Genomic DNA, 22,067 nt, shown 5'->3' with positions numbered 1-22,067 from the left:
TAGCTTGCGAAATTATCATTTTGCAACCAATACCCTAAATAATTCGAGTTGCAGGAAGGCGGCGACGCAGTGAATCCCAGGAGCGTACATCAGTACGTGACCGGGGTGAGCGAGGAAAGCCAACGCACATGCAGCGTGAAGTATGACGGGTAAATACATAAGTCAGGGTAATCACGCCTATGAAACCTCGTCAGCGTCAGGCCGCGATTCTGGAGCACCTGCAAAAACAGGGAAAATGCTCGGTTGAAGAACTGGCCCAGTACTTTGACACGACAGGCACCACTATCCGTAAAGATCTGGTCATTCTGGAAAATGCCGGAACCGTCATCCGCACCTATGGCGGCGTGGTGTTGAATAAAGAAGAGTCCGATCCGCCTATTGATCACAAAACGCTTATCAACACCCACAAAAAAGCGCTGATAGCCGCAGCCGCTGTGAAATATATCCATGATGGCGATTCCATTATTCTGGACGCCGGAAGTACCGTGTTACAGATGGTGCCGTTGCTTTCGCGTTTTAGCAACATCACGGTGATGACCAACAGCCTCCATATTGTTAACGCGCTATCGGAACTGGACAACGAACAAACTATCCTGATGCCCGGCGGCACCTTCCGTAAAAAATCGGCGTCGTTTCACGGTCAACTGGCGGAAAACGCCTTTGAGCAATTCAGCTTTGATAAACTTTTCATGGGAACTGACGGTATTGACCTGAACGTCGGTGTGACCACGTTCAATGAGGTTTACACCGTCAGTAACGCAATGTGCAATGCAGCACGCGAGGTGATTCTGATGGCGGACTCCTCAAAATTTGGTCGTAAAAGCCCCAATGTGGTGTGCAGTCTGGAAACCGTCGACAAACTGATCACGGACGCGGGGATCGATCCGGCATTTCGTCAGGCGCTGGAAGCAAAAGGGATTGAAGTAATCATAACCGGAGAAAGCAATGAGTGATGCACTACTAAACGCGGGCCGTCAGACCTTAATGCTGGAGCTACAGGAAGCCAGCCGTCTGCCGGAGCGTCTGGGCGATGATTTTGTCCGCGCCGCCAATATCATTATTCACTGTGAAGGCAAAGTGATCGTTTCCGGCATTGGTAAGTCAGGCCATATTGGTAAAAAAATCGCCGCGACGCTTGCCAGTACCGGTACTCCCGCTTTTTTTGTTCATCCGGCGGAAGCACTGCATGGCGATCTGGGGATGATTGAAAGCCGCGACGTGATGTTATTTATCTCCTATTCCGGCGGCGCAAAAGAACTCGACCTCATCATCCCGCGTCTGGAAGATAAATCCGTCGCGCTGCTGGCGATGACCGGTAAACCTCACTCTCCGCTGGGGCGAGCGGCAAAAGCCGTTCTGGATATTTCCGTCGAGCGTGAAGCCTGCCCGATGCATCTGGCGCCGACGTCCAGTACCGTCAATACGCTAATGATGGGCGATGCGCTGGCGATGGCGGTCATGCAGGCGCGCGGTTTTAACGAAGAAGATTTCGCCCGTTCGCATCCGGCTGGCGCACTGGGCGCGCGTTTGCTCAATAATGTGCATCACCTGATGCGCCAGGGCGATGCAATACCGCAGGTGATGCTCGCCACCAGCGTGATGGATGCCATGCTGGAACTTAGCCGTACCGGACTGGGGCTGGTGGCGGTTTGCGATGAGCAACATGTTGTGAAAGGCGTCTTTACCGACGGCGACCTGCGTCGCTGGCTGGTGGGCGGCGGCGCGCTCACCACGCCGGTAAGCGAAGCCATGACGCCCAACGGTATTACGCTCCAGGCGCAAAGCCGCGCCATTGACGCCAAAGAGATCCTGATGAAACGCAAAATTACCGCCGCGCCAGTGGTCGATGAAAACGGCAAACTCACCGGCGCCATTAACCTGCAGGATTTCTACCAGGCAGGGATTATCTAATCCTTCAGTCCCAGACGCTTCGCCAGCCGATGCAGGTTGGCGACGTCGGTTTCCAGCGCCCGCGCGCTGGCCGCCCAGTTATGATTATTTTGCGCCAGCGCCTGGCGAATCATCTCTCGCTGGAAGTTCTCCGTCGATTCGCGCAAATTGCGGCAGGTTGGCAGCGCCAGAAAGCTTTCCGCAGGCGGCGCGGGTAAAACGTCCTCTGACAAGGCAAAATGCTGCGCCTCCAGTATCACCTCATCCCCTGCCCGAGTCGCTCTCGCCAGCACAACCGCACGGTGAATGGCATGTTCCAGCTCCCGGACGTTGCCCGGCCAGCCATAGTTGAGCAAATGGCGGCGCGCGTCGGGACTCAGCACCACGCGGGACAGCCCCAGCCGCAGTCGGCACTGCTCGCAAAAATAGCCCGCCAGCAGCACCACATCATCGCCACGCTCGCGCAGCGGCGGCACAAAGAGCGGAAAAACGCTCAGGCGATGGAACAGATCGGCGCGAAAACGCCCCGCCAGCACCTCTTCACGCAGGTCACGGTTGGTCGCCGCCAACACCCGCACATCCACGCGCAGGCTACGATCGTCGCCGACGCGCTGAATATCGCCATACTGCAACACGCGAAGTAGCTTGGCCTGTAGCGCCAGCGACAGTTCGCCAATCTCATCCAGAAACAGCGTACCGTTATCTGCCATTTCGAACTTACCGCTACGATTACTGATAGCCCCGGTAAAAGCCCCTTTTACATGACCAAACAACTCGCTCTCCGCCACGCTTTCCGGCAGCGCGGCGCAGTTGAGATAGACCAGCGGATTGACCGCTCTGGGGGAGCCCTGGTGAATAGCTTTCGCCACCAGCTCTTTACCGGTCCCCGTTTCACCGCCGATCAGCACGTTAAGATCGGAGCCCGCCACAATCTCGATCTCTTTTTTCAACTGCGTCATCGCAGGCGACAGGCCGATCATGTGCGTCTCTTTTATCGGTTCAAACACGCCTGACGACCCCGGCAGCATGTTCTGGCTTTCCAGTTGTTCAATTAACAGCGCATTACTCAATGCCCCGGCGGCCAGCGCGGCGACAAGCCGTAGTTCTTCATCGCTAAATACCTCGAACTGCTCCGGCGTCATAGCATCAAGGGTCAGCGCACCGATGAGGTTCTGTCCGGCAAACAGCGGCAGACCAACACAGGCGTGGACTTTCAGGCTTTCCTGTCCGGGAATTAACCCGTCATACGGATCGGGCAAATCGCTATCAGCCGGAAAACGCACCACGTCCCCCGCGCGGGCGATGGCTTCCAGGCGCGGATGCCCTTCCAGGGTAAAACGTCTGCCGAGGACGTCCTGCGCCAGGCCATCAATCGCCAGTGGAATAAATTGTCGTGATTCATAACGCAACAGCGCCGAGGCGTCGCACGCCAGCACCTGACGCAGCGTAGTAATCAGCCGCTGAAAACGATCCTGATGCCCAATACCGCGTTGTAACTCAATGGCGATGCCCGCCAATACCTCCACGGAAAAACTCATGGTTACCTCATTGTCATTTTGACAATCTATAGTGTCATATTGACAGCATCATTTATAGTCTTTTTGACTATATCAAAAATACAAACTTATTATAAATTCATATAAATCAATAAGATGTAAAGTTGGCACACTACCTGCAATAAGCAAAACAACTTTTTGCAAACGTTGAATGAATTGAGGTGGTTATGTCTATCCTGGTTAAAAATAATATTCATTGGGTTGGCCAGCGCGACTGGGAAGTTCGTGATTTTCACGGCACTGAATACAAAACGCTGCGAGGCAGCAGCTATAACAGCTATCTCATTCGTGAAGAAAAGAATGTGCTGATCGATACCGTCGATCATAAGTTTAGCCGTGAGTTTGTGCAAAACCTGCGCAGTGAAATCGACCTCGCGGACATCGACTACATCATCATTAACCATGCCGAAGAAGACCATGCAGGCGCGCTGACCGAACTGATGGCGCAGATCCCGGACACGCCTATCTACTGTACCGCCAACGCCATTGATTCTATCAACGGCCATCACCATCACCCGGAATGGAATTTTAAGGTGGTGAAAACCGGCGATACGCTGGATATCGGCAACGGCAAGCAGTTGATCTTCGTGGAAACGCCGATGCTGCACTGGCCGGACAGCATGATGACCTATATGACCGGCGACGCGGTGTTATTCAGCAACGACGCCTTTGGTCAGCACTACTGCGACGAGCGTCTGTTCAATGATGAAGTGGACCAAACCGAACTGTTTGAACAATGCCAGCGCTACTACGCCAATATCCTGACGCCGTTCAGCCGTCTGGTAACGCCAAAAATTACCGAAATCCTCGGCTTCAACCTGCCGGTGGATATGATTGCCACCTCACACGGCGTGGTATGGCGCGACAACCCAACGCAAATCGTGGAACTGTATCTGAAATGGGCGGCAGATTATCAGGAAGATCGTATCACTATTTTCTACGATACCATGTCGAACAATACTCGCATGATGGCGGATGCCATCGCACAGGGTATCAATGAAGTGGACCCGAACGTGGCGGTCAAAATCTTTAACGTCGCCCGCAGCGATAAAAATGAAATACTGACCAATGTCTTCCGTTCGAAAGGCGTGCTGGTCGGCACTTCTACCATGAACAACGTGATGATGCCGAAAATCGCTGGTCTGGTGGAAGAGATTACCGGCCTGCGCTTTCGCAACAAACGCGCCAGCGCCTTCGGTTCTCATGGCTGGAGCGGCGGCGCGGTGGATCGACTGTCCACGCGCTTACAGGATGCCGGTTTTGAAATGTCCCTGAGTCTGAAAGCAAAATGGCGTCCGGATCTGGATGCGCTGGAGCTGTGCCGTCAGCACGGTCGCGACATCGCGCGTCAGTGGGCGCTTGCTCCGCTGCCGGAAACCACACAGAAAACCACGCCAGCCGAAGAAACCACAACCTGCGCCGCCGCAGACCTCGGCCCTAAAATGCAATGCAGCGTATGCCAGTGGATTTACGACCCTGCGCAGGGCGAGCCGTTGCAGGATGTCGCGCCGGGTACGCCGTGGAGCGACGTGCCGGATAACTTCCTGTGCCCGGAATGTTCATTAGGTAAAGACGTGTTCGACGTACTGGCGACGGAGGCAAAATGAGTCGGGGAATCATCATTATTGGGTCGGGCTTCGCCGCCCGCCAGCTCGTCAAAAATATTCGTAAACAAGATGCGCATGTGCCGTTAACTCTGATTGCGGCGGACAGCATGGATGAGTACAACAAGCCCGATCTCAGCCACGTTATCAGCCAGTCGCAGCGCGCCGATGATCTCACCCGCCAGTTAGCGGGGGAATTTGCTGAACAGTTTAATCTGCGACTGTTCCCGCATACCTGGGTTGCTGACATTGATGCCGATGCCCATGTGGTGAAAAGTCAGGATAAGCAGTGGCAGTACGACAAGCTGGTACTGGCGACCGGGGCGACAGCCTTTGTACCGCCGATTACAGGACGTGAGTTAATGCTTACTTTGAATAGCCAGCAGGAGTACCGCGCCTGTGAGACACAACTGCGCGACGCGCAGCGAGTGCTGATTGTCGGCGGCGGTCTCATTGGCAGTGAATTAGCGATGGATTTCTGCCGCGCCGGGAAAACGGTAACGTTGATGGATAACGCCGCCAGCCTTCTCGCCTCACTGATGCCACCGGAAGTGAGCAGTCGCTTACAGCATCACCTGACCGATATAGGGGTGCATCTGCTGCTGAAATCGCAGTTGCAAAAACTGGAGAAAACCGAAGCCGGTATCCGCGCTACGCTGGTAAGCCAGCATAGTATTGAGGTCGATGCGGTGATTGCCGCCACCGGCTTACGCCCGGAAACCGCTCTGGCGCGCCGCGCCGGGGTAGCCGTCAACCGCGGCGTCTGCGTGGATAGCTATCTACAGACCAGTCACCCGGATATTTATGCGATCGGCGACTGCGCGGAGATCAACGGTCAGGTGCTGCCCTTCCTGCAACCGATCCAGTTAAGTGCGATGTACCTGGCGAAAAATCTGCTCGGCGGCAACGCGCCGCTGAAGCTACCGGCGATGCTGGTCAAAGTCAAAACGCCGGAACTGCCGCTGCATCTGGCGGGAGAAACTCAGCGCCGCGATTTGAGCTGGCAGATTACCGCAGAATCTGACGGTATGATTGCCAAAGGCATGAGTGGAGAAGGCCAACTACGCGCCTTTGTGGTGAGTGAAGACCGCATGAAAGAGGCCTTTGCACTGCTGAAAACGTTGTCCGTATAAGCCTGTGATGCCGGATGGCGCCGCTTCGCGTCTTATCCGGGCTACGAGTGAGCATCTGTTTACAGGCCGAATAAGGCGCAGCCGCCATCTGGCACCCTACACTTCCCTTAATGCTCGCGCTGCGGCAATCACGCCCTGTCCAAACGACAGCCCGCCGTCGCCCGCTGGTAACCGCTGCGGAAATAACAATTTAAAATCAGAAAGATAAAAGGCAAGACGCGCGCGCAGTAAGCGGTTGTGTATCACCCCGCCGCTGAAGACCAGAGTGGTTATCCCCCGCGCCGTAGCCTGCTGGCGCATTAGCGTGGCAAACCCGCACGCCAGCGCATCATGAAAAGCCCAGGCGCGTTGCGCGGGCGTGGCCTGCCAGTTCAACCATTGCCGCCAGAAAACAGCGACGTCCAGTTGAGCGCCGTTAAGCGGCATCGTTACCGGATGCTCAACGTTAGCGCATTGAGAGGCCAGCGCCTCCAGCGCGCAGGCGGCCTCGCCCTCATAGCTAAGCGATGCTGGCGCGCAGCGAAGCGCGGCAGCCACCGCGTCAAACAACCTCCCGCAGGAAGAGGCCAACGGGGCATTGACGCCGCGCTCAATGGCACGCGCCAGGACACTCCAGTTTTGCTGTTGCAGCCCCGCTGTCTCCGGGTAATCCTGCCAGTCCGACACAAAGCGCAGGCACTGCGCTAACAGATTACGCCACGGCTGTTTGGCAGCCAGATCGCCTCCCGGCAGCGCCACGGCGGGTAAACCACCTAAATGTTCGCATTCGCGATAATTGACCCGCAAACATTCTCCGCCCCATAGCGCGCCATTCTCACCCATGCCGATACCGTCTACCGTCAGGGCAATCACCTCTCCGCCGTCCAGCGGCCAACCATGCTCGGCCAGGCAAGCCGCCGCATGGGCATGATGGTGTAACACCGTCTCTGTCGGCAGACGCATCTCACTGGCCCACTGACTGGAAACATAGCCCGGATGCGCATCACAGACGATACGCTCTGGCGTAAAATCGTAGATTGACTGGATCAGACGCAATGCCTCGCGCCACTGCGCCTGGATACCGTCATCGCTGAGATCGCCCAAATGTTGGCTGACAACCGCCTGTTCGCCGCGTACCAGACAGAACGTGTTTTTCAGATCCGCGCCCAGACAAAGTATCGGCGGCACATCGCGAAATCCGGGCGGCAACGCAATCGCGTCCGGCACGTATCCCCGCGAACGACGCAGCATTTCGCCGCTGTCGCGCACGACAGAGTCGTCCATGCGCTGTACAATGTCGCGATTGTGCAACAGAAAACCATCGGCAATATCGTGTAAATCGTCCAGCGCCTGTTCGTTGGTGATGGCGGGCGGTTTGCCGCTCAGGTTGCCGGATGTCATCACCAGCGGGTAATTGAGCGCCTGCAACAAGAGATGTTGCAATGGGTTGGCTGGCAGCATCACACCCACTTCCGTAAGTCCTGGCGCGATGCCTTCACCCAGCGAAGGCACATACTGCTTATCCACCAGCACAATCGGGGCCGCTGGCGTGGTCAGCAGCGAACGCGCCGCGCTCGGCAGCGTTTGCGCCGTGGGCAACATCACCGCCAATGGTTTCGCCGGGCGATGTTTACGCGCCCGCAGCATCGCCACTGCGTTATCGTTGCGCGCATCGCAGGCCAGATGAAAACCACCCAGCCCTTTAACGGCAATAATGCCCCCGGCGTTCAGTTGGGCGACCGCCGCCTGCAAAGCCGCCTCTTTTTCCGCTCGTTCATGTTGGCTCCGCCACTCAAGATGCGGCCCGCATGACGGACAGGCAACGGGCTGGGCATGAAAACGGCGATCGTACGGATCGCGGTATTCGCTGTCGCATTCCGGACACAAGGGAAACGCCGCCATCACCGTAAATGGTCGGTCATAGGGCATAGCACGAATAATGGTGAAGCGTGGTCCGCAGTGGGTGCAATTGATGAAAGGATAACGGTAGCGCCGCTCGCCTGGGGTATTCATCTCGGCAAGACATGCCGGGCAGGTCGCCGCATCCGGCACGATTTGCGTGTTCATCGAACCGCCTGCGCTCTGACGAATGGTAAAATCCGTCGGTGCGCGCTCCCATATCAACGACGCGTGTTCAACGCTGTCAATCCGCGCCAGCGGCGGGCAATCCTGATAAAGCGCGGCAATAAATTGCGACGGCTCTTCCAGTAGCCGAACGACGACGCCGTCGCCGTCATTACACACGTCGCCGTGTAATCGCAACTGCTGCGCCAGCTGCCAGACAAAAGGACGAAAACCGACGCCCTGTACTTTGCCCCGAATGCGTAGCTGTACGCCGGAAGGTGTGTCTATCGCCATCTTATTTTCCCGCCATCATCGAACCCGGATGCCTGATGGCGCGACGCTTATCAGGCCTACAACCGCACGGACCGTAGACCGGATAAGGCATTGATACCGCCATCCGGCAATGCTTTGTGGCGTATTCTACGCGCAATCGCAGAAATCAGAAAAGCAGCGATGCCGTTGAATCCAGCGCCGCACGACGGCGTTTTTCCGCGCTCAGCTGTTCAAGCTTATTGCGGTCCACGCAGATGAGGGCGTGCGTTGGGCAAGCGGCCATACAGGCCGGACCGGCTTCACGGTGGTGACACAGATCGCACTTGTTGGCTTCGGCTTTTTCGGCACGCACGTTCAGCCCCGCGCCGCTATTGCGAACCACCGGACGTACCACCACTTCCATGGCGCCGTAAGGACATGCCACTACGCAAGTTTTACAGCCAATGCAGCGTTCCTGCATCACATGAACAAAACCTTTGTCACGGCTGATGGCGCCATTCGGGCAAACGTTGGCGCACGGAGCGTCTTCACACTGGCGACACAGCGTTGCCGTGGAAACATTCACGCCTTTGATGACATGGATACGAGGTAAAAAGGTTTCAGGGGTCAGCGATGCGCAATCCTGATTTTCCTGATGGGATACGACGCAAGCCACTTCACAGGTACGGCAACCAATGCACTTACTCGCGTCTGCAATGATGAAACGGTTCATCAAATTCTCCAGCAATAACAGATGATGTGCCGATATATACACGAATCGTGCCAATTTTTATTTCATTGTTATTTAAGAATATTATTTCTATTTTCGTGAGCATTTACGTGTCATCGTCACAAGTGTCGATGACACGTAATGTCGCCAGTGGTGGTCAAGATTTGCAGTGATAGCCAGCCAACTCTGCACCGCAACTGGCATCAATCCTGATTAACGCCTGGCAATACGTTACCGCGTATTAAACAGAGCTGCGTAAGGGAAAGATCGTCCGTTTGCGGATTCCTTCCGGCAATAGGTTTGATAATTAATTTACGGCCAGGATAGTGATTAAAACGGGTCAGCGCCGGATAACTCAACCGGCCAAACCAGCCGTGTACGCGCTGCCAGCGGGCGTCCTTCACCTGATATAAATTGGTTATCCAGTAGCCTGAGTCAAACTGCATATCCAACAGTTGCGTGCGCCCATTGCCCTGTAAATCAAGCAAATCATCGACGCCAGTATCGGTCGCGGTATAAAACCCCCACGGTTCAAAGACGCAGGGGCGGCCATTCTTGAGAAAGGTGAAAATGATGTATTGCGCGCTCGGCGCCAGGCCCAACCCAGGATTGCCCAACCAGATAACCAGGTCCTGAATGCCGTTACGATCGAGGTCAGCGCGATAAAATTGCGCATTACCCGCCAAATTAATCAGCCTTCCCACCGGGACAACCCACGAATTACCGGCTCTGTCTTTTCCGCTAATCCGCCATTCGTTATCTTTTTTCGGCTCCGGCAGTAGCGTCACGCCACTGACTCCGACCTGGCGAAAATGCCAGGTCTGGTCGGGCGATACAGAATAAGGCAGGGTCAACAGCGGCTTCAGCGCACGCTTTTGCGCATATTCACCGTCGCTCATCGGCAGGTAACCGACAAAATCGGTGGCCAGCGCGCGCACGGCGAGGCAGAGAAATAGCAGTCCGCTCCATACGATAATCTTCACGTCCTTCTTACAACCGTTGCCGGGTAACTCAAATTCTCCCTAAATATGTGCGCATTTTACGCCTCCGGCGCTTCCAGCGCGGCAAATCCGCCGTTTCCCTGCCATCCTTCCAGGCGCTGATAGACGATGTTTACCGCGTCCTTAATCGGTTGAGTCATCGGATAATAAAACCCGACGATATCCGGCTGGATACCAAGAAAAATCACCTCGCCGACATCCTCTTTGAGCTGATCGACCAGGTAGTTCAGCGGCATATTGTGGGTGGTCATCATAAACATTTCGGCGATATCATCCGGATCGATAATGCGGATCTCGCCCGGATTAAGTCCCATGTCGGTGGCGTCGACAATCAACAGACGCTGCGGGCGCAGTTCGCGAATCGCCACAATGTCGTTTTCCGGCACGCTGCCGCCATCAATCACCACCCAATTACCCTTCGGCTGCGCCGCGCACATTTCCGCCAGTAGCGGGCCTGCGCCGTCGTCGCCCATCATGCTGTTGCCGACACAGAGTAAAACGTCAGTCACGAAGCCTCCTCACCATCAGGTAGATGGCGCTTTCCTGATGAATGTCATGCAGCATACTGAGCATCAGTTTGCTCCATTCTTGCTGCTGCGGGGTCTGCGCGGCGCGCGCCTCATCAAACGCGCGCGCCAGCATTTGCACATGGTTGAAATCGATGACGATCTCGCCATACTTCGGCACGCCTTCCATTTTACGCCGGGCATCGCTACCGGCTTCCAGGGTGGCGATCCACGCCAGATACTCATCCCATGGGCAGGTGAGCGCGGCCTCCAGACAATCGATAACCCCCAGGTGGTGACCAATCGCCAGGCTGTAATAGACAACCTGCTGCGCCTCGGCGGGCGTCGCATCGTTCTCATCAATAAACTTACGGCTCAGTTGACTGAACACCACCTGTTCGCTCATCGGATACGCGCCTCTTCAACAACATGATTGAGATGGGTGACAATTTCGGTTAAACGCGGATCGTTTTCCGCTTCCAGCCAACGCGCCACTTGCTGCTCGCCCTGCCCCAACTGTGTCAGGTAATCATCAGCGATCTGACGACCATAGCGATAACCCGCCAGCCGGCGCGCCGCGCGATCCACCTTCACGCGCAGCGGCTGCACCATATCCGGATGCAGGATCTCTGCGGGCTGCTCGTCCAGCTCACCCGGCGCGCGGGCGTGGATTTTCTGCTCCAGCAGGCCAAGCGCCATTGCAAATCCGTACAGCGTGGCGGCAGGCGTTGGCGGGCACCCCGGAATGTACACATCCACCGGGACGATTTTGTCGGTACCGCCCCAAACGCAGTACAGATCATGGAAGATGCCGCCGCTGTTGCCGCAGGCGCCGTAAGAGATACAGATTTTCGGGTCCGGCGCCGACTGCCAGGCGCGCAGCGCCGGAGAGCGCATGGCGCGGGTCACCGCGCCGGTAAACAGCAGAATATCGGCATGACGCGGCGACGGTACTACTTTGATGCCGAAACGCTCGGCATCAAACAGCGGCGACAGCGTCGCAAAGATTTCGATTTCACAGCCGTTACAGCCGCCGCAGTCCACGCGGTAAACGTATGCCGAACGCTTAATATTTTTCAGTAGAGACGCCTTCATGCTGGCGATGGATTCATCCACCGTCATCGGTACCGGAATGCCGTTGGCGTCACGCGGGCCTAATAAATTGCTCATTAGCTGACCTCTTTCATATGGCGAGTCAGTTCAATACGGTCGGACGGCACCAGGCATTTCTGACGCTTACAGTCCGGGCAGGTCTCAAAGCTTTCGCGGTGGTTTTCCGCGCGGCTGTCGCCGTTGTGCGCAAGCAGCGCAATGGCGTAGTCAATCTCTTTCTGTACCGCGAAAGGACGATTGCACACGCGGCAGTTGCACAGCGCAAAGCGGGACTGTTGCAGGAAATCTTCTTTCTTCCACACCGCCAGTTCGTACTCTTGCGACAGTTTAATCGCCGCCGTCGGGCACACCTCTTCGCAGCGACCGCAGAAGATACAACGGCCAAGATTGAACTGCCACGCCAGCTCATTGGTTGCAAGATCGGTTTCCACCGTCAGCGCGTTCGACGGGCAGGCATTAACGCAGGCGGCGCAGCCGATGCACTGCTGCGGATTATGTTCCGGCTTGCCGCGGAAGTTTTTATCAACCGCAATCGGCTCCAGCGGATAAGACGAGGTCGCCGTGCCGGTTTTGATAACTTTTTTGATAAAGGTAAACATGGCGATTCCTTATTTCAGCGGCGAGTTTTTACGCTCAATGCTGTAGCGCTCAAGTTCTTTGTACGGCACGACTTTGCTCTTCTTCTTACGCACATCGACCACGGTCATCCGGTCGGTACAGGAGTAGCACGGGTCGAGGCTGCCGATAATCAGCGGCGCGTCGGAGACGGTGTTGCCGCGCAGCATATAGCGCAGCGTCGGCCAGTTGGCGTAGGTCGCCGCACGACAGCGCCAGCGGTAAAGCTTTTGGTTGTCGCCGGTCATGCTCCAGTGGATATCGTCACCACGCGGCGCTTCGGCAAAGCCGAGCGCAAAACGGTGCGGAATATAGGTAAAGCCTTCCACCATCAGCGGGCCGCCCGGCAGATTATCCAGACCGAAATCGATCATATTCAGCGAGGTGTAAACTTCGTTGATACGGACTTTCAGACGAGAAATCACATCGCAGCCCTGCTCGCTGTGCACTTCCATCGGCAGCAGGCCATAGCCCACAAACGGGTGGTCGGCGCGGGTGTCGCGGGCGTGACCGCTGGCGCGCACCATCGGGCCGACATTACTGAAGTCACGGGCAATTTCCGGGTCCAGACGGCCGATACCCACGGTACGCTGTTCCATATTCGGCGTGCTCAGCAGCATGTCCACCAGCTCCTGCACGTCACGACGCATCTGCTGCGCCAGTTGACGGGTCTGGATCATGTCCTCTTTGAGCAGATCGCGGCGAATCCCGCCGATCAGGTTCAGTCCGTAAGTTTTGCGCGCGCCGGTAAGGATCTCTGCCATTTTCATGGAGGTTTCACGCACGCGGAAGAACTGCATAAAGCCGGAGTCAAAACCGGTAAAGTGGCAGGCGAGGCCTAGGTTCAGCAGGTGCGAGTGCAGGCGTTCCACTTCCAGCAGAATAGCGCGGATCATCTGCGCACGTTCCGGCACCTGAATGCCCATCGCGTTTTCCACGGAAGTGGTGTAGGCGGTGCTGTGGGCGAAGCCGCAGATACCACACACGCGATCCGACAGGAACGTCACTTCGTTATAACCCATACGGGTTTCCGCCAGTTTTTCCATGCCGCGGTGGACATAGAACAGACGGTAGTCGGCGTCGATGATGTTCTCGCCGTCAACAAACAGACGGAAGTGTCCCGGCTCATCGGAGGTCACGTGCAGCGGGCCAATCGGCACCACGTTATTTTTCTTGTCACCCAGCTCGTTAATGAACTCGTAGGTTTCCGCATCGGTGGTCGGCGCCGGGCGCTGACGATAATCCATACTGTCTTTACGCAGCGGATAGAGTTCATCCGGCCAGTCGTCCGGCAGCACCAGACGGCGCTCGTCCGGCAGACCGACCGGGATTAAACCGTACATGTCGCGTACTTCGCGCTCACCCCACACGGCAGCCGGCACGCGCGGCGTAACGGATGGGAATTCCAGCTTATTGGCATCCACTTCAACGCGGACGGTGATCCAGCACTTGGTGCCCTGCTCCATCGACAGCACGTAATAAACGGCATAGTGGCCGCACAACTGGCGTTCGTCATTACCGAACAGCACCGACAACCACCCACCCTGCTGGTAGTAAAGAAACTCCACCACTTCCGGCAGATAGTTCACTTTTACCGTAATAGTCAGCTGATCTTTGGTCTGCCAGGCTTCGTCCAGCACGACGCCCGGAAAGGCCTGGTGCAGCGCCGCAAGGTATTGTTGACCTAATTTTTCTTCAGACATGCTCAAACTCTCTTAAATCACGCCGCCAGCAAGGAGACGAAGGCTAAAAACGCAAACCCAAAACCGGCCCAGGTCACGCGTGAAGTGGCGCAAAAACGCAGTCGCGCCATGCTGTTTTCAAACAGGGCGATCACCAGTACGCCGACAATCAGCTTGACGACGGCAATCACCAGCGCCAGCAACAGTCCGCCTGCGCTGAAGGTTTCCATCTGTCCCCACGGCAGAAACACGCCGACGAACATTTGCAACACCACCAGTTGTTTAAGGCTGATGCCCCATTTCAGCACCGCAAAGCCGCTACCGCTGTATTCGGTCAACGGCCCTTCCTGCAACTCCTGCTCCGCTTCCGCCAGGTCGAACGGCAGCTTGCCCATTTCGATAAAGGTGGCGAAGGCGCAGGCGCACAGCGCCAGAATCAGCGGAATACTGCGCGCGACAGGCCAGTGATAAATGGTATCGGCGATATTGCTGATATGAGTTGAACCCGCCACCTGCGCGGCGACCCACAGACCCAGCAGCAGAATCGGCTCCACCAGCACCCCGAGCATCGCTTCACGGCTGGCGCCGATCGCGGTGAACGGGCTGCCGGTATCCAGGCCTGCAATAGAGAAGAAGAAGCGCGCAATCGCGAACAGGTAAATCAGGGTGATTAAATCACCCAGTTGCGGCAACGGAGATCCAACGGTGACAACCGGCAGCGCGGTGGCGATAGTCAGCATCACGCCGACCATCACAAACGGCGTCAGGCGAAAAACCCAGCCGGAATCCGCAGGCGCAATACTCTGACGACCGAGCAGTTTGATAATGTCGCGGTACTCCTGCAACACACCCGGCCCTCGGCGATTGTGTAGACGGGCGCGCGCCACGCGAGTAATACCGGACAGCAATGGCGCAACGGCAAATAGCACCAGCGCCTGAATTAACGGATAAAACACACTCATTTTCAGGCTCCTCGTGAAACCACAATCACCACCAGCACCGCCAGCTCAATCAGCGCCAGACGACGGAACAGCACCGCGGCCGCCGCGTTCTGCCAGCCCGGCACCAGCGATACCGGGTTCAGCCATTTACGCAGTTTGAGTACCGGGGCAAAGGCCTCTTTCACCGGCATGGCAAAACCGTGCGCGGTAATCACCATCGACTGCTCATGGTCGTAGCCGCACACCCAGGCCGCGCCGCGAGAACGCGACGGCAGACGGTTGCCTTTGAACATCGCCATAATGATGAACGGCAGTAGCGGACAGGCGACCAACAGCAGCGTGATCATCGGCTGCGATACGGTGGTGTGCGCGGTTTCCAGCGGCAACGGTACCGCAGTGGAAATCATCGGCAGCAGCCACGGCGCGGCAACCCCGCCCAGTACGCAGCAAATCGCCAATGCCACCACGCTGACGCCCATCAGGATCGGCGCGCAGCTGGCATTTTCAGCTTCCTTCGTGCGCGGCGCGCCAAGGAACGTCACGCCGTAAACTTTCGCCATACACATCACCGCCAGCGCGCCGGTAATCGCCAGGCCAACCGCCAGCAGCGGTCCTAACAGACGACCAACAAACGCGCCGCTGTTGCCCAGTTTGAAGAAGGACTGGTAAATCACCCACTCGCCGGCAAAGCCGTTCAGCGGCGGCAGCGCCGCCATCGCCATCAGACCGACCAGCATGGCGATAGAAATAACCGGCATCCGTTTACCAATACCGCCCAGTTTTTCGATATCGCGATGACCGGTACGGAACCAGATGCTACCCGCGCCCAGAAACAGCACGCTTTTAAACAGGCTATGGTTCAGCAGGTGATAGAGCCCGCCGGTCAGACCCAGCGCGATCAGTACCGGCTGATTGAGAGCAATCCCGGTAACGCCTGCGCCCAGACCGAGCAGAATGATGCCGATATTCTCCAGCGTGTGATAGGCCAGCAGACGCTGAATGTTATGCTCCATCAGCGCGTACAAACCACCGACAAAGGCGGTGATCATCCCAAGTACCAACAGCGCCACGCCCCACCACAGCGGCGCATTGCCGCCAAGCAGAGATAGCGTGAGAATGCCCAGCAGCCCGATTTTCATCACCACGGTCGAGAACAGCGCGGCGGCGGGAGCGCTGGCGTTGGCGTGCGCCTGCGGCACCCAACCGTGTAGCGGGATAATCCCGGCCAGCAGACCAAAACCGATAACGCCGAGCAGCCAGATATCGGAGCCCAGCGGCAGTTGCTGAGCGCGTTGATCCAGCACCCCCAGATCCAGCGTGCCGTAGCGCTGCCACACCAGCCAACAGGCGATTGCCAGCAGCAGCGTACCGAGACGGCCCAGCGCAAACCACAGTTTGCCCTCTTTGCTACCGCCGGTGAGGAACACGGCGCAGAGCGCCATGATTTCCGCCATCACCACCATCGTCCCCAGATTACTGGCGACCACGGCGCAGACGGCTGCCGCCATCAGCAGGTTGATCAACAGTCCGTTGGCTTTTACCTGTGGATGGCGATGCCAGTCGATATTGAACAGGCTGACGAACAGGCCGCACAGCCCCAGCGTAATCAGCCAGATAGCATTCAGCGGCGTAATTTGCAGCATGTGGCCGGTAAACGGCATCACGCCGCTCACCGTAACGGCGCTGGTCAGTGCGGTGAACCCCGCGCCAGCCGTACACAGGCTGCCGACCGCGCCGCCGATACCGGCAATCCAGCCGCTCAGCGCTTTATGAAACGAAAACAGAAACGCCAGAACGGCGGCGGCGGCAAACCACGCGACGCCGCTAGTAATCAGTGAAAGTGAACTCATTATGCATCCCCACTCTGAGCCTGCTGAAACAAGGTGAGATCGCCAAAATCGGTATTAAACGTCAGCTCACGTTTACGTTTGCTGGCGCGGGCGATATCCGTGTTCTCCACCAGGTGTAGCGCTTTAGTCGGGCACATCCGCACACAGGCCGGGCCTTGCTCGTCAAAGCTGCACAGGTCGCATTTCACCGCGATAGCGCGTACGCCCGGCACCCAGTCGAGCAACGTACTGACGCGCGCAGGCGCTGGCGGCGCTGGCGGCGCTTTCGGCGTATTGGCGTTCGCCGGAATATGCAGCGGACGGCTGCCGGAAAACTCAATAGCGCCAAACGGACAGGCAATACCGCACAGTTTACAGCTCACGCACAGGCTTTCATTAAGCTGGACAGCGCCGTCAACGCGATTAATCGCGTTAACCGGGCATACCGTGGCGCATGGCGCATCTTCACAGTGGTGACAAAGCTGCGGCGCAGATTCTTTTTCATTCAGCATCACTTTCAGGCGCGGCATTGACTGCAGGCCATGCTGGCGATGCGTCTCTGAACAGGCGGCCTCACAGGTGTGGCAGCCGATACAGAGAGTGGAGTCAGCAATTACAAAACGATTCACCAGGCATTCCTCAGGTGATTGTCATTTTTGACGAAAACATGCCGTTGAAATGTCATTTTCGACACTTATCGACACGCCCATCCCCAAAACATTCATGACATGGCGCAACGCCACATCGCGAATCAAAGCGGGCAACGCCTCAGGCTTATACCGCCGGGCTGTTTCCCTTTACCAATTGACGCAAATTAACCGGCGAGTTGGTTTCTACAGCGGTATAGAGGCTGTCGTAAACGCTGGCGATTTTTTCCAGATAGTGCTCCAGCACCTGCTCGCGATCGCGGTTGTTAACCCGTTCGTCAACCTTGCCGTCGATATCGAGCTGCGCCTGTGCAATCAATTGTTTATCTTCGCCATCTTTGGTTTCAACGTAGTACTCAATGGTGTGGCTGTTAAAACCATCCGCCAACGCGACGTAAATACGAAAGTGCTCAAACAGGACAAAGCAAAGATCCCTTTCCGGCGCGCAGCTCATTGCGTGATGCAGGCGCGCTTTCGAGAGGGTGATCCCCTGAACCAGCGAATTGCAGTAAATATGCCACTGGTCCTGTAGGCGACGATGCCGTTGCGCGATGTAATCGGCCTTTTCGCTTATTTCCCAAATAGTCATGTCAGGTTACCCGTTTAACAGAGATGCCTGCGTTAAGCATTTTCCATGCCAATTTTTAACTTATTGTTTTTAATGGCAGACGCGCACAGTAACTGCCGTTTCGACGCGGTGACGACATGTCATTTCGTCATCGTCGACATTAAACTGCCAGGGGATAAAAATATTGGCATAAATATTGCTTTACAGGGGCAACCACTACGGGAGGCGATATGCACGAAATCACCCTCTGCCAACGGGCACTGGAATTGATTGAACAACAGGCTTCAGCATACGGTGCAAAACGTGTGACAGCCGTCTGGATCAAAATTGGCGCATTTTCTTGCGTGGAAACCAGCGCTCTTTCCTTTTGTTTTGATCTGGTATGCCGCGGCACGATAGCAGAAGGTTGTAAACTGCACCTCGAAGAACAGGAAGCCGAATGCTGGTGTGAGCATTGTCAACAATATGTCACGTTGTTAACCCACCGTGTACGTCGTTGTCCGCAATGTCATAGCGATACGCTGCGAATTGTGGCCGATGACGGCTTACAAATTCGGCGCATAGAGATTGATGAAACTGAAGATTAATGCCGGATAGGCGCTCGCGTCGCCATCCGGCAGAAAGCCTGTAACAAGAAAAAGATCAGGAGTAAGCGATGTGTACGACTTGCGGTTGCGCTGAAGGCAACCTTTATATAGAAGGCGATGAACATAATCCGCACTCAGCGTTTCGTAGCGCGCCCTTTGCCCCAGCGGCTCGCCCGGCGCTGAATATTACCGGCATTAAAAAGCCTGACTTTGCCCCAAGTCAGACCGCAGAAGGCGATCTGCATTACGGCCACGGCGAAGCCGGAACCCACGCGCCTGGTATGAGTCAGCGGCGGATGCTGGAGGTTGAAATCGACGTGCTGGACAAAAATAATCGTCTGGCTGAGCGCAACCGCGCCCGTTTCGCCGCCCGCCAGCAACTGGTGCTCAACCTGGTGTCCAGCCCCGGGTCCGGTAAAACCACCCTGCTGACCGAAACGCTGATGAAATTGAAAGACCGTGTACCGTGCGCGGTGATTGAAGGCGACCAACAGACAGTGAACGACGCCGCCCGCATCCGCGCTACCGGCACGCCCGCCATTCAGGTCAACACCGGTAAAGGCTGCCATCTTGACGCGCAAATGATCGCCGACGCCGCGCCGCGCCTGCCGCTGGATGACCACGGTATTCTGTTTATCGAAAACGTCGGTAATCTTGTCTGCCCGGCCAGCTTCGATCTGGGCGAAAAGCATAAAGTCGCAGTGCTTTCCGTGACCGAAGGTGAAGATAAGCCGCTGAAATATCCCCATATGTTTGCCGCTGCGTCGCTCATGCTGCTCAATAAAGTCGATCTGCTGCCCTACCTCAATTTTGACGTTGAGAAGTGCATCGCCAGCGCGCGTGAAGTGAACCCGGAGATTGAAATTATCCTGATTTCCGCCACCAGCGGCGAAGGCATGGATCAGTGGCTGGCCTGGCTGGAGGCGCAGCGATGTGCATAGGCGTGCCGGGTCAAATCCGCGCCATTGACGGCAATCAGGCAAAAGTTGACGTCTGCGGCATTCAGCGCGACGTCGATCTCACATTAGTTGGCAGTTGTGATGAAAACGGTCAGCCGCGTCTGGGTCAGTGGGTGCTGGTTCATGTCGGATTCGCCATGAGCGTCATTAACGAAGCGGAAGCGCGCGACACGCTCGACGCGCTACAAAATATGTTTGATGTTGAGCCGGACGTCGGCGCACTGCTGTATGGTGAGGAGAGATAATGCGTTTTGTTGACGAGTACCGTGCGCCGGAACAGGTAATGCAGCTCATTGAACACCTGCGTGAACGCGCCGCCCTTCTTCCTTACACTGCCGAACGTCCGTTGCGCATTATGGAAGTCTGCGGGGGTCATACCCACGCGATTTTTAAATTTGGTCTCGATCAGTTACTGCCCGAAAACGTGGAGTTTATTCACGGCCCCGGTTGTCCGGTCTGCGTGCTGCCGATGGGACGCATCGACAGTTGCGTGGAAATCGCCAGCCATCCGGAGGTGATTTTCTGCACCTTTGGCGATGCCATGCGCGTGCCGGGGAAACAGGGGTCTCTGTTGCAGGCTAAAGCGCGCGGCGCGGATGTCCGTATTGTTTACTCTCCGATGGACGCGCTGAAGCTGGCGCAGGATAACCCGACCCGCAAAGTGGTATTTTTCGGGCTGGGCTTTGAAACCACCATGCCGACCACCGCCATCACGCTGCAGCAGGCAAAACAGCGTGACGTGCGAAACTTCTACTTTTTCTGCCAGCACATTACGCTGATCCCGACGCTGCGTAGCTTACTGGAGCAGCCGGACAACGGCATTGACGCCTTTCTTGCGCCAGGCCACGTCAGCATGGTCATCGGCACCGAGGCGTACCAGTTTATCGCCGCCGATTTTAATCGCCCGCTGGTGGTGGCTGGATTCGAACCGCTTGATCTACTGCAAGGCGTGGTCATGCTGGTTGAGCAGAAAATAGCGGCCCTAAGCCAGGTTGAAAACCAATACCGTCGCGTGGTGCCGGATGCCGGAAACATGCTGGCGCAGCAGGCCATCGCCGATGTGTTCTGCGTTAATGGCGATAGCGAGTGGCGCGGTCTGGGCGTGATTGAATCCTCCGGCGTCCACCTGACGCCAGAGTATCAGCGCTTTGACGCCGAAGCGCATTTCCGCCCAGCGCCGCAGCAGGTCTATGACGATCCGCGCGCCCGCTGCGGCGAAGTGCTGACCGGCAGATGCAAGCCGCATCAGTGCCCGCTATTTGGTAAAACATGTAATCCAGAGACCGCGTTTGGCGCGCTGATGGTCTCTTCCGAAGGCGCATGCGCCGCCTGGTATCAGTATCGTCAGCAGGAGTGTGAAGTTTGAACAATATACAACTCGCCCACGGTAGCGGCGGCCAGGCTATGCAACAGTTGATTAATAGCCTGTTTATGGAGGCCTTTGCCAACCCGTGGCTGGCGGAACAAGAAGATCAGGCGCGTCTGGAGCTGGCGCAACTGACGGCGGAGGGAGACCGTCTGGCGTTTTCTACCGATAGCTATGTGATCGATCCGCTCTTTTTCCCCGGCGGCAATATCGGCAAACTGGCGATTTGCGGTACGGCGAACGACGTAGCGGTGAGCGGCGCGATCCCCCGCTATCTCTCCTGCGGCTTTATCCTTGAAGAAGGGCTGCCGATGGATACGTTAAAAAGCGTGGTCAATAGCATGGCGGCGACCGCGCGGGAAGCGGGTATCGCCATTGTAACCGGCGACACCAAAGTTGTGCAGCGCGGCGCGGCGGATAAATTGTTTATCAACACTGCCGGCATGGGGGCGATTCCCGCCGATATTCACTGGGGCGCGCAAACGCTGAGCGTTGGCGATGTGCTGTTAGTCAGCGGTACGCTTGGCGATCACGGCGCCACTATCCTCAACCTGCGTGAGCAACTGGGGCTGGATGGCGAGCTGGCGAGCGACTGCGCAGTATTAACGCCGCTTATTCAGACGCTGCGTCATATTGACGGAGTGAAGGCATTGCGTGACGCCACGCGCGGCGGCGTGAATGCGGTCGCCCATGAGTTTGCGGCGTCCTGCGGTTACGGTATTGAATTGTCCGAATCCGCACTGCCGCTCAAACCTGCCGTGCGCGGCGTCTGCGAGCTGTTGGGGCTGGATGCCCTGAACTTTGCCAACGAAGGAAAACTGGTGATTGCCGTTGAACGGCAGGCCGCAGATCGGGCGTTGGCGGCATTACGCGCGCATCCGCTGGGACGTGATGCGGCGCTGATTGGCGAAGTCGTGGAACGCAAAGGCGTTCGCTTAGCCGGACTCTATGGCGTGAAGCGAACCCTTGATTTGCCACACGCCGAACCATTACCTCGTATATGCTAGCAGCCTGTTGGCAGCATACTGTAGGCCGGATAAGACGC

At 56.7% G+C, this 22,067-nt stretch carries 22 protein-coding genes; 9 read left to right on the top strand and 13 right to left on the bottom strand.

Going from position 1 to position 22,067, the window contains the following annotated elements:
• Positions 1–179 precede the first annotated feature (179 nt).
• Together srlR and gutQ are read left to right on the top strand one after the other, a co-directional pair.
• On the top strand, positions 180–953 hold the full coding sequence (gene srlR, locus LCS67_RS04995) for a glucitol operon DNA-binding transcriptional repressor SrlR (protein WP_000804536.1): 774 nt from the start codon (positions 180–182) through the stop codon (positions 951–953).
• On the top strand, positions 946–1,911 hold the full coding sequence (gutQ, locus tag LCS67_RS04990) for an arabinose-5-phosphate isomerase GutQ (RefSeq protein ID WP_001278204.1): 966 nt from the start codon (positions 946–948) through the stop codon (positions 1,909–1,911). Before srlR ends, gutQ begins: the two co-directional genes overlap by 8 nt.
• Here the strand turns inward: gutQ and norR are convergent.
• Positions 1,908–3,428: a nitric oxide reductase transcriptional regulator NorR gene (gene norR, locus LCS67_RS04985; protein WP_000010808.1), complete on the bottom strand. Its 1,521-nt coding sequence runs from the start codon at positions 3,426–3,428 to the stop codon at positions 1,908–1,910. The genes gutQ and norR overlap by 4 nt on opposite strands.
• Positions 3,429–3,613: 185 nt before the next feature.
• On the opposite strand from norR, the gene norV reads away from it, so the two are divergent.
• The gene (gene norV / locus LCS67_RS04980; protein WP_031569444.1) at positions 3,614–5,053 is read left to right on the top strand and encodes an anaerobic nitric oxide reductase flavorubredoxin; all 1,440 of its coding nucleotides are present in this window, start codon (positions 3,614–3,616) and stop codon (positions 5,051–5,053) included.
• Complete coding sequence (gene norW / locus LCS67_RS04975) at positions 5,050–6,183, top strand: NADH:flavorubredoxin reductase NorW (protein WP_031569447.1); 1,134 nt, start codon at positions 5,050–5,052, stop codon at positions 6,181–6,183. The genes norV and norW overlap by 4 nt, the downstream gene beginning before the upstream one ends.
• A gap of 96 nt (positions 6,184–6,279) precedes the next feature.
• On the opposite strand, the gene hypF is transcribed toward norW, so the two are convergent.
• The 12 genes from hypF to hycA form a co-directional block, all read right to left on the bottom strand.
• A complete protein-coding gene (gene hypF, locus LCS67_RS04970) occupies positions 6,280–8,520 on the bottom strand; it encodes a carbamoyltransferase HypF (RefSeq protein ID WP_031569450.1) in 2,241 nt (746 codons plus the stop codon).
• Between the two features lie 145 nt (positions 8,521–8,665).
• Positions 8,666–9,211 (bottom strand): electron transport protein HydN, encoded by a 546-nt coding sequence (hydN, locus tag LCS67_RS04965; protein ID WP_001078791.1) that lies wholly within the window; start codon positions 9,209–9,211, stop codon positions 8,666–8,668.
• 200 nt (positions 9,212–9,411) lie between these two features.
• Complete coding sequence (locus LCS67_RS04960; RefSeq protein ID WP_000692485.1) at positions 9,412–10,191, bottom strand: hypothetical protein; 780 nt, start codon at positions 10,189–10,191, stop codon at positions 9,412–9,414.
• Between the two features lie 56 nt (positions 10,192–10,247).
• Positions 10,248–10,718: a hydrogenase maturation peptidase HycI gene (gene hycI / locus LCS67_RS04955; protein WP_000132993.1), complete on the bottom strand. Its 471-nt coding sequence runs from the start codon at positions 10,716–10,718 to the stop codon at positions 10,248–10,250.
• Positions 10,711–11,121 (bottom strand): formate hydrogenlyase maturation HycH family protein, encoded by a 411-nt coding sequence (locus LCS67_RS04950; protein WP_000003725.1) that lies wholly within the window; start codon positions 11,119–11,121, stop codon positions 10,711–10,713. The genes hycI and LCS67_RS04950 overlap by 8 nt, the downstream gene beginning before the upstream one ends.
• On the bottom strand, positions 11,118–11,885 hold the full coding sequence (gene hycG / locus LCS67_RS04945; RefSeq protein WP_000067422.1) for a formate hydrogenlyase subunit HycG: 768 nt from the start codon (positions 11,883–11,885) through the stop codon (positions 11,118–11,120). Before hycG ends, LCS67_RS04950 begins: the two co-directional genes overlap by 4 nt.
• Positions 11,885–12,427, bottom strand: a complete 543-nt coding sequence (gene hycF, locus LCS67_RS04940; protein WP_000493767.1) for a formate hydrogenlyase subunit HycF — start codon at positions 12,425–12,427, stop codon at positions 11,885–11,887. The genes hycG and hycF overlap by 1 nt, the downstream gene beginning before the upstream one ends.
• A gap of 9 nt (positions 12,428–12,436) precedes the next feature.
• A complete protein-coding gene (gene hycE / locus LCS67_RS04935) occupies positions 12,437–14,146 on the bottom strand; it encodes a formate hydrogenlyase subunit HycE (protein WP_001288155.1) in 1,710 nt (569 codons plus the stop codon).
• Between the two features lie 17 nt (positions 14,147–14,163).
• Positions 14,164–15,087, bottom strand: coding sequence for a respiratory chain complex I subunit 1 family protein (locus LCS67_RS04930; RefSeq protein ID WP_000110563.1), 924 nt, complete (start codon positions 15,085–15,087; stop codon positions 14,164–14,166).
• Positions 15,088–15,089: 2 nt separating this feature from the next.
• Positions 15,090–16,916 (bottom strand): formate hydrogenlyase subunit 3, encoded by a 1,827-nt coding sequence (hycC, locus tag LCS67_RS04925; protein ID WP_000097046.1) that lies wholly within the window; start codon positions 16,914–16,916, stop codon positions 15,090–15,092.
• On the bottom strand, positions 16,916–17,524 hold the full coding sequence (gene hycB, locus LCS67_RS04920; protein ID WP_001079164.1) for a formate hydrogenlyase subunit HycB: 609 nt from the start codon (positions 17,522–17,524) through the stop codon (positions 16,916–16,918). Before hycB ends, hycC begins: the two co-directional genes overlap by 1 nt.
• 145 nt (positions 17,525–17,669) lie before the next feature.
• On the bottom strand, positions 17,670–18,131 hold the full coding sequence (hycA, locus tag LCS67_RS04915) for a formate hydrogenlyase regulator HycA (protein WP_000158075.1): 462 nt from the start codon (positions 18,129–18,131) through the stop codon (positions 17,670–17,672).
• Positions 18,132–18,340: 209 nt separating this feature from the next.
• Here hycA and hypA point away from each other — a divergent pair, with 209 nt between their 5' ends.
• From hypA to hypE, 5 genes are all read left to right on the top strand, one after another.
• The gene (gene hypA / locus LCS67_RS04910; RefSeq protein WP_000544461.1) at positions 18,341–18,697 is read left to right on the top strand and encodes a hydrogenase maturation nickel metallochaperone HypA; all 357 of its coding nucleotides are present in this window, start codon (positions 18,341–18,343) and stop codon (positions 18,695–18,697) included.
• Positions 18,698–18,765: 68 nt separating this feature from the next.
• Positions 18,766–19,638, top strand: coding sequence for a hydrogenase nickel incorporation protein HypB (gene hypB / locus LCS67_RS04905; RefSeq protein ID WP_000337631.1), 873 nt, complete (start codon positions 18,766–18,768; stop codon positions 19,636–19,638).
• A complete protein-coding gene (gene hypC, locus LCS67_RS04900) occupies positions 19,629–19,901 on the top strand; it encodes a hydrogenase 3 maturation protein HypC (RefSeq protein WP_000334871.1) in 273 nt (90 codons plus the stop codon). The genes hypB and hypC overlap by 10 nt, the downstream gene beginning before the upstream one ends.
• A complete protein-coding gene (hypD, locus tag LCS67_RS04895; protein ID WP_001212962.1) occupies positions 19,901–21,022 on the top strand; it encodes a hydrogenase formation protein HypD in 1,122 nt (373 codons plus the stop codon). The genes hypC and hypD overlap by 1 nt, the downstream gene beginning before the upstream one ends.
• A complete protein-coding gene (gene hypE, locus LCS67_RS04890; protein WP_001059950.1) occupies positions 21,019–22,029 on the top strand; it encodes a hydrogenase expression/formation protein HypE in 1,011 nt (336 codons plus the stop codon). Before hypD ends, hypE begins: the two co-directional genes overlap by 4 nt.
• Positions 22,030–22,067: the final 38 nt, after the last annotated feature.

Source organism: Salmonella sp. A7 (genome assembly GCF_020181675.1).
Classification (GTDB): domain Bacteria; phylum Pseudomonadota; class Gammaproteobacteria; order Enterobacterales; family Enterobacteriaceae; genus Salmonella; species Salmonella enterica.
This window is presented reverse-complemented; position numbering and strand designations above follow the sequence as displayed.